At 73.9% G+C, this 15,419-nt stretch carries 13 protein-coding genes and 1 pseudogene; 6 read left to right on the forward strand and 8 right to left on the reverse strand.

The annotated features are described in order from the left end of the window. Window positions 1–36 precede the first annotated feature (36 nt). A complete protein-coding gene (locus BM223_RS11795) occupies window positions 37–2,457 on the reverse strand; it encodes a penicillin acylase family protein (RefSeq protein WP_075018565.1) in 2,421 nt (806 codons plus the stop codon). A 137-nt stretch (window positions 2,458–2,594) separates the two neighbouring features. Between BM223_RS11795 and BM223_RS11800 the strand changes: the two genes are divergently transcribed. From BM223_RS11800 to BM223_RS29740, 3 genes and pseudogenes are all read left to right on the forward strand, one after another. After that, window positions 2,595–4,202, forward strand: a complete 1,608-nt coding sequence (locus BM223_RS11800; RefSeq protein ID WP_038677689.1) for a PucR family transcriptional regulator — start codon at window positions 2,595–2,597, stop codon at window positions 4,200–4,202. A gap of 37 nt (window positions 4,203–4,239) precedes the next feature. Continuing rightward, entirely contained in the window at window positions 4,240–5,715 is a 1,476-nt protein-coding gene (locus BM223_RS11805) for an amidase (protein ID WP_038677687.1), read from the forward strand. Continuing rightward, window positions 5,712–6,770: pseudogene (locus BM223_RS29740) on the forward strand (APC family permease); the annotation flags it as partial. The gene BM223_RS11805 and the pseudogene BM223_RS29740, both read left to right, overlap by 4 nt. A 330-nt stretch (window positions 6,771–7,100) precedes the next feature. Here BM223_RS29740 and BM223_RS28955 read toward each other — a convergent pair. The 6 genes from BM223_RS28955 to BM223_RS11840 are packed head-to-tail and all read right to left on the reverse strand — an operon-like array spanning window position 7,101 to window position 10,195. Beyond that, window positions 7,101–7,400: a GroES family chaperonin gene (locus tag BM223_RS28955; RefSeq protein ID WP_075018600.1), complete on the reverse strand. Its 300-nt coding sequence runs from the start codon at window positions 7,398–7,400 to the stop codon at window positions 7,101–7,103. 38 nt (window positions 7,401–7,438) lie between these two features. After that, window positions 7,439–7,687 carry a DUF3618 domain-containing protein gene (locus BM223_RS11820; RefSeq protein ID WP_038677684.1) on the reverse strand — a complete coding sequence of 83 codons (249 nt, stop codon included), beginning with the start codon at window positions 7,685–7,687 and terminating at the stop codon, window positions 7,439–7,441. Next, window positions 7,684–8,457, reverse strand: a complete 774-nt coding sequence (locus BM223_RS11825; RefSeq protein ID WP_038677681.1) for an energy-coupling factor ABC transporter ATP-binding protein — start codon at window positions 8,455–8,457, stop codon at window positions 7,684–7,686. Before BM223_RS11825 ends, BM223_RS11820 begins: the two co-directional genes overlap by 4 nt. Further along, window positions 8,454–9,146, reverse strand: a complete 693-nt coding sequence (gene cbiQ / locus BM223_RS11830) for a cobalt ECF transporter T component CbiQ (RefSeq protein ID WP_038677679.1) — start codon at window positions 9,144–9,146, stop codon at window positions 8,454–8,456. The genes BM223_RS11825 and cbiQ overlap by 4 nt, the downstream gene beginning before the upstream one ends. Window positions 9,147–9,164: 18 nt before the next feature. Next, window positions 9,165–9,509 (reverse strand): PDGLE domain-containing protein, encoded by a 345-nt coding sequence (locus BM223_RS28960; protein ID WP_038677677.1) that lies wholly within the window; start codon window positions 9,507–9,509, stop codon window positions 9,165–9,167. Further along, window positions 9,506–10,195: an energy-coupling factor ABC transporter permease gene (locus BM223_RS11840; RefSeq protein WP_052138364.1), complete on the reverse strand. Its 690-nt coding sequence runs from the start codon at window positions 10,193–10,195 to the stop codon at window positions 9,506–9,508. Before BM223_RS11840 ends, BM223_RS28960 begins: the two co-directional genes overlap by 4 nt. Before the next feature lie 124 nt (window positions 10,196–10,319). Between BM223_RS11840 and bcp the strand changes: the two genes are divergently transcribed. The 3 genes from bcp to BM223_RS28965 are packed head-to-tail and all read left to right on the forward strand — an operon-like array spanning window position 10,320 to window position 14,244. Then, entirely contained in the window at window positions 10,320–10,811 is a 492-nt protein-coding gene (bcp, locus tag BM223_RS11845) for a thioredoxin-dependent thiol peroxidase (protein ID WP_038677675.1), read from the forward strand. 27 nt (window positions 10,812–10,838) lie between these two features. Next, window positions 10,839–12,086 carry a hypothetical protein gene (locus BM223_RS11850; protein WP_038677673.1) on the forward strand — a complete coding sequence of 416 codons (1,248 nt, stop codon included), beginning with the start codon at window positions 10,839–10,841 and terminating at the stop codon, window positions 12,084–12,086. Window positions 12,087–12,099: 13 nt separating this feature from the next. Beyond that, entirely contained in the window at window positions 12,100–14,244 is a 2,145-nt protein-coding gene (locus BM223_RS28965) for a hypothetical protein (RefSeq protein ID WP_038677671.1), read from the forward strand. On the opposite strand, the gene BM223_RS11860 is transcribed toward BM223_RS28965, so the two are convergent. After that, window positions 14,166–15,392, reverse strand: a complete 1,227-nt coding sequence (locus BM223_RS11860) for an amidohydrolase (RefSeq protein WP_038677669.1) — start codon at window positions 15,390–15,392, stop codon at window positions 14,166–14,168. The genes BM223_RS28965 and BM223_RS11860 overlap by 79 nt on opposite strands. Window positions 15,393–15,419 lie beyond the last annotated feature (27 nt).

Genomic DNA, 15,419 nt, shown 5'->3' on the forward strand with positions numbered 1-15,419 from the left:
CGCGTCGAGCGTATCGGCGTGCCGGGTGCGGCGTGCTCAGCTCCCCTGCAGGTCGATGGTGCGGACCAGCGCGGCCCGCACCTGGGCGGGCGTCCAGGGGAAGCGGACCCACTGCTCCTGGGAGAAGAGCCGGGTCTGGTCGGCGGACCACGGGGAGGCCGGGTCCTCGTCCTGGCTGTAGGTGAGGATCGTGCGGGCGTCGACGCTCCCGTCGGCCAGGTAGGCGACGGCCTGGATGTGCGAGGAGCCGTAGCTGACCGGCTTGTAGCGGCCCGTGTTGCCGGCCGGGTCGCGCGACGCGAGCGCGTTGGCGTTGCCCGCGAGGTCGCCGTCACCGCCCCCGAGGGGGTACGCCGGCGCCCCGCGGTCGCCCGCGACCTGCAGGCTCCCCCAGGGTGCATCGAAGGCGACCCCGGCCTTGCGCACGGCGTCGATCGCCGCCTGCATCGCCTTGACCACGGGCGCGGTGGTCGTGAGCCCGCGCGGCGTGTTGAACGGGTCCTTGGCGTCGAAGGGCACGTTCCACAGGTTGGTGCCGGTGGGCGCGCGCGTCACGAACGCCTCGAACAGGTGGGTGCCGACCGACGTGATGTCGGAGCGGCCGTCCCAGGCCTTCAGCACCGCGCACGCCTGGGTCTCCCCCGTCTTGGCGCAGACCTCGTCGAGCCGGCCGTCGGCGCGCATCACCTCGGCCGCGCGGACGCGGTTCTCGTACTCGTGCCCACGCAGGCTCTCGGGCGTCTCCTTGCCGGCGGTGCGGAGCCGGTCGAGGACGTACTGCGCCACCATCCGGGTCCGCATCGTGCGGACGCACTTCTCGCAGCCGATGATCGAGGCGTAGCCCTCGAGCCGGACCTTGTCGTTGGGCGTCCAGTACGAGTCGTTGGCGTTCATCACCCAGTCACGGCGGACGACGGACGGCAGCCTCGCCGGCCCGAGGATCCCCGGCCGCTGCGCGTCGGCATCGGTCCCCCACTTGCAGGCGCCGTCGGCCAGGAGGCCGTTGAGGCCCGGCAGCCCCGCGACCGTCTTGAGCAGCAGCCCGACCGGCGTGAGGCAGCGGGTGACCAGGGCGTCGGGGACGTTCGGCACCACGCTGTGGTCGGCGTAGAGCACGTCGCCGCCACGGTCGGCCGCGACCGTGTTGACCCAGGGCATGCCGCCGCCGGCGTCCTGGCGGCGCAGCAGGTCGCGGCTGCTCGACGCCTGGCCCATCGACAGGAAGGTGTCGATGGTGCGCAGGTGCTCGGCGTTGGCGTCCCGGATCGCCCAGAGGCTGATCGGCGACCAGCCCATGAACTGCGACGGGCTGTCGATCACGTAGCCCTGCGGCGTGCGCCAGAGGTCCTCGCGGACGGTCTTGACCGTGCCGTCCGGCTGCTTCGCGGCGATCTCGACCCAGCGCCGCTCCGCCTTCCTGAGCAGCCCGTTGCCGCTGAGGTAGAGCGGACCGGGCCCGACGGTGAGGTACTCGTAGGGGGTGAACCGGTAGGCGGTGGAGACGGTGTGGCTCCACGCGACGTCCTTGTTCCAGCCGATGTTGACGACGGGCGAGCCCATCAGCGAGGCGCCCGCGACGTCGTACTGGCCGGGGAGGGTGAGGTGCTGCTGGGTGAACTTGTAGCGCCCGACCCACGGGAAGTGCGGGTTGCCGAGCAGCATCCCGCGCCCGGTCGAGCTGGCGTCGCCGCCGATCGCGGTCGCGTTGGAGCCGAAGTCGGTGTCGCGCCCGAGCGAGCGCAGCAGTGCCGCGCGGTCGACCTGCGCGGCGTACGCCGGCACCTCGGCCTGGGTCTTCGGCAGCGGGAGGTCGATGCCGAGGTCGGGCAGGCCCGGGTCCTGCAGGGTGGGCGGGTCGGCCTCGACGATCTCCTTGACGAACACGCCCGACGACGCGATCAGGTTGGCCAGGTAGACGCCGTACCAGAGGTCGAGCTCGGTGGCGTCGGGCTTGATCCAGGTCTGGGCCCGGCATGCCGGGTCGGTGATCCGCTGGTCGCGCAGCCAGCGGTTGACGCCTGCCGCATAGCCCTTGACCATCTCGCGCGCCCGCGGGCTGGGCCCGGCCGGCGAGGCGAGCAGACCCTCGACCACCTTGCGGTTGCGCAGGTCGGTGACGAAGGCGTCGACCTGGAGGTTGCTGGCGTCCATCGAGACGCCGTCCTGGTAGCGCCCGTTCGGCCCCAGGTAGCGCGAGCGCTGCCCGCGGGCGGTGAGCACGGTGTCGGCCAGGTTGCAGATCGACGAGCGGGCCGTGGCGTAGCCGCTGCCGTAGCCGAGCGATCCCCAGTCACCGGCCGTGATGTGCGGGATGCCGTGGGCGGTGAGCCGCACCGTCGCCCGGTACGACGGCGCGGCGGCGGGCGCCGCTGGTGCCGCCGGACCGGGCCCCGCCGCGGCGAGGGTGGGCACGACAAGGACGGCAGCGAGCAGCGACAGCAGTCGGGGGGAGCGCACGGAGGTGCAACGAGGCCCGCGCGATGTGTGTTACGTCACATCGCGCTCCGTCGACGGTTCGCGAACGGAGGAGGCGCGCGCCGTGCCCGGCCCGGCGCCGGCCCCTAGGGTGGCGCCGACCCGGACCCGGAGGTGCCGTGCTGCCCACCCTGCGCGAGGTGCTCGCGACCCCCGTGCTGTCCGCCGCAGACGCCGAGGTGGTCGCCGGCGCCGACCAGCTCGACCGGCCCGTGCGCTGGCTGCACCCGGCCGAGGTCGCCGACATCGCGTCGCTGCTGCGCGGCGACGAGGTGGTGCTCACCAACGGGCTGTTCCTCGGCGACGACGCCGACGAGATCCACCGCTACGTCGGCTCGCTCACCGCCGCCGGCGTGGCCGGCCTGGTCCTCGAGCTCGGGCGGCGCTGGCCGGCGGTGCCGGCCGCCCTGGTGGAGGCCTGCCGTGAGCACTCCCTCGCGCTCGTCGCACTGCACCGCGAGGTGCGGTTCGCCGCCGTCGTCGAGGAGGTCGGCGCCCGGATCCACGACGCCCAGGTCGAGGACCTGCGCGCCATCGAGCAGCTGCACGACGACTTCACCCGGCTCGACCTGGCCCAGACCGATGCCGCCGCGATCTTGCGCACGATCGCCCGGGTCGCCCAGGCACCGGTCGTGCTGGAGTCGTTCCGCCACCAGGTGCTCGGCTTCGACCTGGCCCGCGGCGACCACTCCGGCGTGCTCGGCGAGTGGAGCCGGCGCTCGCGCGAGGTGACGACGCCCGGCCGCACCGGCTACGACCGGCGCAGCGGCTGGCTCACCACCGTGGTCGGCACCCGCGGCGACGACTGGGGCCGGCTGGTGCTCATCACCGAGGGACTCCCCCGGCGCCGCGACTACGTCCTGGTCGAGCGGGCCGCGGCCACGCTGGCGCTCCAGCAGCTCGTCACCGGCGCTCGCGACGGCCTGGAGCGGGGCACGCACGCCGCGCTGCTGGCCGAGCTGCGCGCCGGGCGGATCACGCCCGAGCTCCTCGTCCGCTGCGAGGCGTCCCACCTGCCGGTGACCGGCTGCCGCCTGTTCGCCGTCGCCGTGCGCGGCCGGGTCGAGCCGGGCGCCCCGGGCGTCGCCGCGCCGGCCGACCTGGGCGGCGCACTGGCCGGCGCCGCGCGCGACCTCGGCCTGCCGGTCCTCGTCGGCGTCGAGGCCGACCACGCCGTCGGGCTGGTCAGCCTCGCACCCGGCCGCGCGGCCGACGCGGCGATGCAGGCGCTCGTCCGGGCACTGCGCGGGCGGGTCGCGGTGACGGTCGCGCGGGGTGAGGTCGTCGGGCGGATCGAGGACGCCCCCGCCACGCTCGTGGGGGCCGAGCACGTCCTCGCGGCCACCGAGTCCGACGACCCGCGCCCGTGGACCACGCTCGCCGACGTCCACGTGCGCGGCCTCGTGCACCTCCTGCGCGACGACGAGCGGCTCCAGGCGTTCGCGGGGCGCGAGCTCGGCCCGCTGCTCGCCCACGACGCCGACCGCGGGACGTCGCTGACCGACCTGCTGCGGGTCTACCTCGAGTCCCGCGGCGGCAAGGCGGGAGCCGCCAAGAGCCTGCTGGTCTCGCGGCCCGTGCTCTACGAGCGGCTCGCCCGGATCGAGGCCGTCCTCGGCGTCGACCTCGAGGACCCGCAGATCCGGACCTCGCTGCACCTGGCGCTGCTCGCCCGCGCCAGCCTTGACGAACTGCCGGGAAGCCCGGCGACAACCGACACTACGTAGGCGGCGCCCGGCCGGCGTCCTGACGACGCTGCTCCCCATGGATCTCGGTGAGTACGCCACCCTCGACGCCACCTCGCTGGCCGCCCACGTCCGCGCCGGCGACGTCGCCCCCGACGAGCCCGCCGCGCTCGCCGCCGCGGCGGCCGCGGCGGTGGACCCCGCGCTCGCCGCCGTCGTCGAGGTGTACGACGAGCCGTCGCGGCGCCCGCTGCGCGACGACGCGCTGCTCCCCGGCGTCCCGACGCTGCGCAAGGACTCCACGCCCGAGGCCGGCCGGCTGCACGAGCGTGGGAGCCGGCTCGCGCAGGGCGTGCGCGCCACCACGACCGGCCATGTCGTCGAGCGGGTGCTCGACGAGGGTGCCCGGGTGGTCGGCCGCAGCGCGGTGCCCGAGCTGGCGATCCTCAGCAGCACCGAGTCCGCCCTCCACGGCACCACCCGCAACCCCTGGTCGCCCGACGTCACCGCGGGCGGCAGCAGCGGCGGGGCCGCGGCGGCCGTCGCGGCCGGCGTGGTCCCCTTCGCGCTCGCCAGCGACGGAGGCGGCTCGATCCGGATCCCGGCCTCCTGCTGCGGCCTGGTCGGTCTCAAGCCGAGCCGCGGGCTGGTCTCGCCGGGCCCCGGCCGGGCCGAGCACCTCTTCGGGATCGCGGTCGAGAACGTCGTCACGCGCACCGTGCGCGACACCGCGCTCCTGCTCGACGTCCTCGCCGCGCGCCAGCCCGGCGACCCGTTCGCCGCCTGGCCGCGTCGCTCGTTCCGCGCCGCGCTCGCCGAGCGCCAGGACCGGCTGCGGATCGCGGTCTCCGCCGAGCCCTGGGCGCCGCGCTCCGACCTCGACCCGGAGGTGGCCGCCGCGACCCTGCTGGCCGCCTCGACGCTCGGCTCGCTGGGGCACCGCGTGCAGGAGCGGCGACCGCACTACGACAGCGCGACCGCCGTCGCCACCGGCGCGACGTACTTCGCGCTCGGGGTCGCCGCCGAGGTCACGGAGATCGCCCTGGCGACCGGGCGCCCGGTCGACACCGGCCCGGACGACCTGGTCGACCTGGTCGAGCCGGTCGCGCTGACCTACGTCCGGACGGCGGAGCGGCTCGGTGCCGCCGACGTCCTCGCCGCGAGCGAGGGCCGGGCGCTGGTGCGCTGGCAGGTCGAGCGGTTCTTCGACGACGTCGACGTGCTCGTCACGCCGACCCTCCAGGTGCTGCCGCCGCCCCACGGCACGGGCAACCTCACCGCGGTCGCACCGGCCGCGGTCGACCACTGGTCGGCGCTGGAGCAGATCCACCCGAACCTCTCGATCTTCAACCTGACCGGGCACCCGGCGGTCAGCGTCCCGGTCGGCACGAGCGCCTCCGGCCTGCCGATCGGCGTCCAGCTGGTCGGCCGGCGCGGAAGCGACGACGTGCTGCTGCGCCTCGCGCTGGCCCTCGAGCAGGAGCTCCCGTGGGCCGGGCGCCGGCCACCTGTCCACGTGACCACCGCTGCGGCCGTGACGGAGGCCGTCCGATGAGCGAGAGCGGCCTGGCCCAGGGCCGTCTCGGCGCCTGGGGGATCGTGTTCTTCGTGGTCTCGGCCGCGGCCCCGCTGACCGTGATCGCGACGACCCCGTTCTCGGTCCGGGTCGGCGGGATCGGGGCCCCGGGCGCCTACCTCGCCGCGGGTGTGGTGCTGACCCTGTTCGCGATCGGGTTCACCGCGATGACCCGCTACGTGCGCAACGCCGGCGCGTTCTACGCCTACGCCAGTCGCGGGCTCGGCCGCGACGCCGGCAACGGCGTCGCGGTGATGACCGCCTGCTGCTACGGCGTGATGGTGACCGGCTTCTACGGCTTCATCGGCTTCTACGCCCAGCTCGAGGTGCAGCGGCTGCTCGGGTTCGACCTGCCCTGGTGGGTCGCCGGCCTCGGCTGCGCGGTCCTCGTGGGGGTGCTCGGCTACCGGCAGGTCGACGTCGGCGCGAAGGTGCTCGCCGTCCTGCTGACGGCCGAGGTGGTGGTGCTGGTGATCTTCGCTGTCGCCGTCCTCGTCCAGCAGCGCCCGGAGCCGCTCACGGCCGCGCCGCTGGCGCCGTCCCACGTCTTCGCGAGCGGCGCCGGCGCGCTCTTCGTGATCGGCTTCGGCTCCTACATCGGCTTCGAGGGGACCGCGATCTACGTCGAGGAGGCCAAGCGCCCCGAGCGGACGATCCCCCGCGCGACGTACGCCGCGATCGCCTTCCTCTCGGTCTTCTACGCCTTCTGCGCGTGGGTGCTGGTGCAGGCCTGGGGCGTCACCGGGATGCTCGAGGGCGCGCACCGCGAGGGCGAGTTCTACGGCGAGATGCTCTTCGTCGCCGCCGAGGACTACGCCGGGCGCGGCCTGGCCTCCAGCATGAGCCTGCTCGTCGTGACGAGCTTCCTGGCCGCCGCGGTGGCCTTCCACAACGCCTGCGCCCGCTACCTGTTCGCGATGGGACGCACCGGCCTGCTGCCGGCCCGGTTCGCCCGCACCCACCCGCGGATGCGCTCGCCGTACGTCGCGAGCGTCACGATCACCGTCGTGGTGCTCGCCGGCATCGTGGTGGGCGTGCTCGCCGGCGCCGACCCGCTGCAGTTCGCGTTCTGGACCTACGCCCCCGGGCGTCTTCGGCGTCGTGGCCGCCCAGGCCGTCGGTGCGCTGTCCGTGCTGGCCTTCTTCACCCGCGACCGGCGCGGGCACAGCCCGTGGCGGGTCCAGGTGGCGCCCGGGCTCGCCGCGCTCGGGCTCGGCGTCGGGCTCTACCTGATCGGCACGAACTTCGACCTGATCAGCGGCCGCACGGGCTGGGTGAACTGGCTGATGCTGCTCTTCACCCCGGTGACCTTCGCGCTCGGCGTGGCGCGCGGGCGGCTCGCCGCGGAGGCGGGCGCACCCGCTCAGAGGTAGAGGCCGGCCGCCTCGTCGCCGAGGCGGTCGGCGGCGACCGCGTGGATGTCGCGCTCGCGCATCACGACGTAGACCTCGCCGGAGACCTCGACCTCCGCCTTGTCGTCGGGGTCGTAGAGCACCTTGTCGCCGGTCACCACGGCTCGGCAGTGCGGGCCGACGGCGACGACGCGCGACCAGGCCAGGCGGCGGGCGCCCATCGCTGCGGTCGCGGGGATGACGATGCCACCGGAGGAGCGGCGCTCGCCGGCCTCGGTGTCGGTCTCGCACAAGATGCGGTCGTGCAGCATCTTGATGGGGGTCTTGTCGGTCACGGGTGCCGCGGGTCCTAGCTGGTGATCTTGCGCAGCACGACACCCACGGCGATCACCCCGACGACGATCCCCACGGTCTTGAGGATGTTGTCGGTGCGCGGCTCGCCCGTCTCGACGTCCACGTAGTGCGCCTTCACCTGCGCCACCTCGCGCCCGACGATCGTCTTGGGGTGCGAACGGTAGAGCAGCTGGTCGATCGTGCCCGCGAGGCGCTCGCGCGCCTCTTCGATCTCGCGCTCGATGTCAGAGGGAGTCCCAGTCACCGGGGCAGGCTATCAACCGCGATGGTGCGGGGGTCGAAACCCCAGGGCAGTTCCAACCGGTGGGCACGCATGAGGGCCTCGTCGGTGAGCACGTCGTAGGTCGATCCGTCGGCCACCACCCGGCCGTCGCTGAGCACCACGGCGCGCGGGCACAGCTCGAGCGCGTAGGGCAGGTCGTGGGTCACCATCAGCAGGGTCACGTCGAGCCCGCGCAGGATGTCGGCGAGCTCGCGGCGCGAGGCGGGGTCGAGGTTCGAGCTGGGCTCGTCGAGGACCAGGATCTCGGGCTCCATCGCCAGCACCGTGGCGACGGCGACCCGGCGCCGCTGGCCGAACGAGAGGTGGTGCGGCGGACGGTCGGCGAAGTCGGCCATGCCGACCTGGTCGAGCGCGTCCATCACCCGCCGCTCGAGCGCGGCGCCCTTGAGGCCCAGGTTGGCCGGGCCGAAGCCGACGTCGGCCCGCACCGAGCCCATGAACAGCTGGTCGTCGGGGTCCTGGAACACGATGCCGACCCGGCGCCGGATCTCGAGGAGGTTCTTCTTGGTCACCGGCAGGCCGCTGACCGCGACGCTGCCCGCGCCGTCGCCGCTCTCGCCGGACAGGATGCCGTTGAGGTGGAGCACGAGGGTGGTCTTGCCGGCGCCGTTGGGACCGAGCAGGGCGACCCGCTCCCCCGCGTGCACGTGCAGGTCGACACCGAAGAGCGCCTGGTGGCCGTCGGGGTAGGCGAACGCCAGGGACCGGACGTCGAGGACGGGCGTGGTCACCGGGCCTCCTCGGGGAGCCGGCCGTCGTACCCGCGCGACAGCATCGCCAGGTGCACGCGCTCTCCCCTCTCGTACGACCGCACGAACAGCGCCCCGAGCGTACGCGCGAGCGCCGGCCAGTGCCGCGGCGACCGGGGGTCGACACCGCGCGAGCGCATGGCGGTGAGCATCCGCGCGAGGTCGCTGGTGACGACGTCGAGGTAGCGGATCATGAAGCCCATGATCTGCACGAGCAGGTCGGGCAGGCGCAGCCGCTGCAGGCCGCGCAGCACCTCGGCCGGCTCGGTGGTCGCGGCCAGCGTCAGCGAGGCGAGGACGCCGAGCGTGCCCTTGGCGACCAGGCCCCAGGCGGCGAGCAGGCCGGACTCGGAGAGCGAGAGCTCCCACCCGCCGACCACGTGGACGGCGATCCGCTCCCCCTCGGCGACGAACGGGACGAGCGCGGCGAAGAGGAGGAAGGGCACCTCGATGACCATCCGCGGCAGGAGGTAGCGCAGCGGCACCCGGGCCAGCACCACCACGCCGAGGACGAGCGCGAGGTAGCCCCCGAAGACCGGGTACCACTCGCGCGGGGTGGCCACGACGCCCAGCACGAAGCCGAGCAGCACGAGGATCTTCAGGTGCGCCGGAGCGCGGTGCACCACGGAGTGCCCGTGGAAGTGCAGCCGGTGCCCGTGCCCCGCGCCCATCGCCGCGTCCCGCCCGGCTCAGTCGGCGTCGGCGGGCACGGGAGGCTCCGCCGGCGCCACATCGCCGGCGGAGCCGTCGCGACGCCGGAGGACCCAGAAGAGCCCTCCGCCGATCACCAGGGTCAGCAGGACGCCGGCCACGCCGGCGAGTCCTCCGCTGAGCCGCTCGTCGTCCACGCCCTTCGTGCTGTAGTCGGCGAAGGGGCTGCCGGTGTCGACCGGCTCGTCCTGGGAGTCGATGAAGCCGGTCTTGCCGGCGACGTACTCGAGGCCGTCGGGGTGGCTGCTGGCGTAGTAGCTGCCGACGCCGGCGACGAGCAGCGCCACGAGCAGGCCGGCGAGGAGGAAGCGACGGTTCCTCATGCGCCCACCCCCTCGCTCTGCAGGTGGCTTCGTCGTCCGGCGTACCCGCGCGCGCCGCGCACCAGGTCGGGCCGGGAGGCGATGACGGCACTGACCACGAGGCCGGTGATGACCGCCTCGCCGATGCCGATGACCAGGTGCCAGCCGACCATCGCGGTGAGCACCTTGGCGGGCGCGATGTCGGCGGTGCCGCCGATCGCGAAGAGCAGGCTGAACACCGACGCGGCGGCGGGGACCGAGACGAGCGCACCCGCGGCGGCGGCCAGGGGCACCGAGCCGGGCCGGCGGGGCAGCACGCCGAGCGCCAGGCGGAACACGCCGTACCCGACGACGACGCCGACGATCGCCATGAGCGTGATGTTGGTGCCGAGGGCGGTCAGGCCGCCGTCGGCCATGAAGAGGCCTTGGACGAGCAGCACCACGCTGATGCAGAGCATCGCCGTCCAGGGTCCGACCAGGACCGCGGCCAGCGCGCCGCCGAGGAGGTGCCCGCTGGTGCCGGCGCCGACCGGGAAGTTGATCATCTGGCCGGCGAACACGAAGGCGGCGACCAGGCCCGCCATCGGCGCGGTCCGGTCGTCGAGCTCGGTGCGCGCCTTGCGCAGCGCCAGACCCACGCCCGCGGCCGCGACGACGCCGGTCGCGATCGACGTCGGGGCGTCGAGGAAGCCGTCGGGGACGTGCATCGTTGCTCCTGTACTCGATCCGGTGTTCGGAAGCGCGCCACCGGGGTAGTTAGATGGTCACGAGCACGATCCACCTTATTGCACGCATTTTGCAACAACACGACCTTGTCAGGAGCTGGAACACATGAGCGACCCCGTCCGCCTCGCCCCCGGCGACAGCGCTCCCGACTTCACCCTCGTCACCGACGACGAGCGCGAGGTCTCCCTCACCGCCCTCCTCGCCGAGGGCCGCAAGGTCATCGTCTACTTCTACCCGGCGGCGATGACGCCGGGCTGCACCAAGCAGGCGTGCGACTTCACCGACTCCCTCGACGCCCTCCAGGCCGCGGGCTACACCGTGGTCGGCGTCTCGAAGGACACCCCCGCCAAGCTCGCCAAGTTCCGCGAGCGCGACGGGCTCACCATCACCCTGCTCTCCGACCCCGAGCTGGGCGTGCACCGCGCCTACGGCGCGTACGGCGAGAAGAAGCTCTACGGCAAGCTCGTCGAGGGCGTCATCCGCTCGACGTTCGTCGTCGGGACCGACGGTGCGATCGAGCTCGCGCAGTACAACGTCAAGGCGACCGGCCACGTGGCGAAGCTCCGCAAGGACCTCGGGCTCGCCGCGCCCGCCTGACCCGAATCCCGCTAGAGAAGGACTCCCATGAAGCTGCACCAGGCGCTCGCCGACCTCGCCCGCGACCACGGACACGACCTGTTCCGTGACGCCACGGCCTTCCGTGGCTCGCTCGACGACTACCTCGACGAGGGCCAGGCCTCGAGCGGGACGATCAACCTGCTCACCGACGCGGTGCGCCTGGGTGCCCTCGACGGCATGGTGACCATGCTCGACAGCGGCGCGAACCCCGCCGACGCGGTCGAGTCGGCCGGCCAGCGCCTGGCCCGCGACCGCGGCAGCGCCGACGTCCGCGGCTGCCAGTGGGCGGTCGCGGTCCTCGGCTTCGCGCTCGGCAAGGTGCCCGAGTCGCTGGTCGCCGGGCTCGACCCCGACGCCGGCACGGCCGCGCCGCCGTCGTACGGGCCCGGGGGGACGGCGCCCGTGCAGCACACGCCCCCGCCGCCGGCCCCGATGACCTCGCCGGTCGCGCCGCCGCAGCAGCCGATCGTCTCCCCCGCCCACCAGCCGATGGTGTCCCCGCCGCACCCGGTCCAGCAGGGCGCGGGCGGTGCCGGCTACGGCGGCCCGTCGTACGCCGCGGGCGGGTGGTCGCAGCAGCCGACGCCGCCGAAGAAGAAGAGCAACACCGGCTTCATCGTCGCCGCCATCGTGGTCGCGCTCGTCCTCGTCGTCGGCGGTGTGATCGGCATCGTCGCGCTCGCCAACGGCGGCGGCGACGACAAGAAGGCCGACGACCCCGAGACCACCGCGTCGTCCACCGAGAGCGGCGGCACCGACGAGCCGACCGACAAGACCGACACCCCTCCGGCCGACGCGCTGCAGGGCCTCGGCTACTACTTCACGCTGCCCGCGGGCTGGAAGGACGCCACCGAGGACTTCCTCGCCCAGAACCCCGGCGTGACCACGCTCGACAAGGTCGCGATCTGGGGCAGCACCTTCAACACCGCCCGCGCCAACGTCATCGTCGAGACCCAGTCCGCCTACGGCAGCACCGACCCGGCCGACCTCGAGAGCTCCTGGAAGACCGCGCTCAGCTCGGGCGACGCCAGCGTCGAGGTGACCGACATCGACGAGAAGACGATCGACGGCCAGTCGGCGATCGGCGTCGACATCTCCCGCACCAACGACAACGGCGTCGAGGTCTCCCAGCGCGCCTACCTCGTGATCAGCGGTGACAAGGGCTACTCGATCACCGTCTCGCTCAAGAAGGGCGACGACGGCGTGTTCGACAAGTTCGACGAGATCCTCGACGGCTGGACCTGGACCGAGTGAGCTGAGCCGCGCGATGCGCCGCCTGCTGCTCCTGCTCGTCGCGCTGTTCCTGCCGGCTTTCCCGGCACTGCACCCCGCTCCGGCCACGGCCGGGGCGGGGTTCGCCGTCTCTGCCCCGACGCCGACACCGACGCCCACACCGACGCCCACACCGACGCCCACGCCGACGCCCGAGGACGAGCCGGGCGACGAGCCCACCGACGAGGACGAGCCGGGCACCTCGGTCATCGACACCGACCCGGACGTCGTCCCCGGCTCCCCCGACGATCCCGACGTCGGCACCACGCCGGCGCCCGGCGCCGAGGAGGCCGCCGCCGCCGAGGCGGCGCTGGCGGAGCGGTTCGCGCCGGTGCTGATGCTGGTGCGCCAGAAGCAGACCTGCGGGCCCGGCGAGCCGTACCTGCCCAGCGACGTCGACGTCCTCTTCGACAACCCGACGATCGCGCTGCGCGGACCGTGGACCGGGCGCGACCTGGTCCAGGTCGGCCCGTCGGCGAAGGACGTCTCGGTGGGCCTGCCCGGCTACGAGCTCGACCTGCCCGGCAACCCGCTGACGCCGGGCTGCGACTACGAGACCTGGGCGCGCTCGCAGTGGGCCGGCCACGAGCCGACGATCTACGCCCACGTCGCGACCCAGCGGGGCGTCGACGACCGGATCGCGCTGCAGTACTTCTTCTTCTACGCGTTCAACGACTACAACAACAAGCACGAGACCGACTGGGAGCGGATCCAGCTCGAGTTCGCCGCCCCTGACGCCGCCACCGCGCTCGCCGACGAGCTCGAGCCCGAGCTGGCCGTCTACTCGCAGCACTACGGCTCCGAGAAGGCCGCCTGGGGCGACGCCAAGCTCGAGGTCCGCGACGACACCCACCCGGTCGTGTACGTCTCGGCGGGCTCGCACGCCAACCAGTTCTCGGCCGGCATCTTCATGGGCAACACCGCCAACACCGGCTTCGGCTGCGACACCACCGCCGGCGAGCACGAGGCGATCGAGGCGCTGGTCAAGACCATCCCGTCAGACCCGGTGCTCGGCCGGGCGGCCTTCCCCTGGATCACCTACGAGGGCCACTACGGCGAGGTCGGCCCGAAGCGCTTCTACGCCGGCCCGACCGGCCCCAACCGCAAGCAGGCCTGGAGCCGGCCCTTCGCCTGGTCGGCCAAGGCCCGCGGCTCCTCGATCGAGGTTCCTGCCGGCGGGTCCAGCAGTGCCGCGGTCGCCGAGACCTACTGCGACCTGGTCGGCCGGGGCAGCGACCTGTTCCGCGGCTACGTCGACGACCCCTGGCGCGGTCTGGTGATCCTCGTCGCCGCGCTGCTCGGGCTCGGCTGGCTGCTGCGTCGTACGTCGTGGGCGACCAGCGCGCTCCCCCTCCGGGCCCGCCGCTCCAGCGGCCAGGTCGTCGCCGCGTCGCTGGCGGTGCTCCGTGAGCGCCCGGTGCTGTTCTTCCTCAGCCTGCTGCCACCGGCACTGCTCAACGTGCTCGCCGCCGTCCTGCAGGGCGTCACGATCACCCGCTTCGTCCCCAGCTGGGTCGGCGGTGCCGCGCTGCTCCTCGGCCTGCTCACGCTGCCCGTCTCGGCCGGCGCGCTCGCCGTCGTCGTGCGGACCCTCGACGCCGACGGGATCGAGGCCCGCGTCCGTCTCCGCGCGGCGTACGGCGAGAGCCTGCGCCGGCTCGGCGCGGGTGCGCCGGCCATGGTCGTCACCGCGCTCCTCGTCGTCCTGCTGACGACCTCGGTCGTGCTGGCACCGCTCGCGCTCGTCGTCCTGACCGCGGGGGTGCTGCTCGTGCCGGTGGTCGTGCTGGAGCGCCGGACCGGGTTCGCCGGGCTGCCCCGCAGCATCCGGCTGATCCGGCACTCGGTGACCACGCTGCTGCCGGTCCTGCTCCTCGGCCTGCTGCTGCTCACCACCATCGGCGCCGTCGTCGCGGCCCTGCTGTTCGTCGTCGTCCCGCTGCCGTTCGTGGTGCTCAACGCCGTGCCGTCGGTGGTCCTCGGCCTCGTGTGGCCGTTCGTGGCGCTGATGTGCGTCTACGCCTACGGCAGCGCCGCCACCCGCTCGGCCGAGGCCGCCGCTCAGCCCAGGAAGGACCGCGCCGCCGCGACCAGCGCGGTGACCCCCGACTCGATCGTGGGCCCGGCGACCGGCGCGTAGCGCGGCGAGTGGTTCGACGGCAGCTCGGCCACCACGCGCCGCAGCTCGTCGACCGTCGTGGCGCCGGCGAACAGTGCCGGGTCGGCGCCCCCGAGCAGCCAGTAGGCGCACGGCACCCCGGCCTCGGTGGCGAGGATGCCGACGTCCTCGCTCCCGGTGACCGGCCCGGGGTCGACGACCAGGTGCTGCCCGCCGTCCTGGAAGGCGGTCGCCACCCGGGCGCAGGCGTCGGCGTCGTTGTCGACGGCCGGGAAGCTCTGGAGGAGCTCGACCTCGGGCTCGCGCGGCGCACCGGCGGCCGCCGCCTCGCCACGGACGATCCGCTCGATCGCGGCCAGCACCTTCGCCCGCACGTGCTCGTCGGTGGTGCGCACCGAGAGCTGCAGCTCCGCCTGCTCCGGGATGATGTTCGGCGCGGAGCCCGCGTGGAACGAGCCCACCGTCACCACCGCCGTGTCACTGCCCGCGACCTCGCGCGCCACCACCGTCTGCAGCCGCAGCACCGTCGCCGCCCCCAGCACCACCGGGTCGACCGTCGCCTCGGGTCGCGACCCGTGCCCACCCTGCCCGTGCAGCACGACCCGCAGGCTGTCGGCCGCCGCGAACGCCGCCCCCGCATGCACCCCCAGCACCCCCACCGGCAACGGCGCCACGTGCTGACCCAGCACCACGTCCGGCTTCCCGAACCGCTCGAAGAGCCCGTCGGCCACCATGTCCCGCGCGCCGTTGCCGTTCTCCTCGTCGGGCTGGAACACCAGCAGCACCCGCCCCCGCCACTCCGTGTCCTGCGCGAGCCGCGCCGCCGCCCCCAGCAGGCACGTCACGTGGACGTCGTGCCCGCACGCGTGCATCACCGGGTGCTCCTCGCCGTCGGCCGTCGTCGCGGTCGCCGTGCTCGCGTACGGCAGCCCGGTGTCCTCCTTCACGGGCAGGCCGTCCATGTCGGCGCGCAGCAGCACCGCCGGGCCTGCGCCTCGCTCGAGCGTCGCGACGACGCCGGTGCCTCCGACGCCGGTCGTGACGTCGTACTGGAGGGCGCGGAGGTGGTCGGCGACGATGCCCGCCGTCCGGTGCTCCTGGCCGCCCAGCTCGGGGTGGCGGTGGAGGTCCTCGTAGATCGCGGTCAGGGCGTCGGGGGTGGTGGGCATGGTCGCATCCTTCCCGGCGGGGCGGGT

Source organism: Pimelobacter simplex, from assembly GCF_900114845.1.
GTDB lineage: Bacteria > Actinomycetota > Actinomycetes > Propionibacteriales > Nocardioidaceae > Nocardioides > Nocardioides simplex.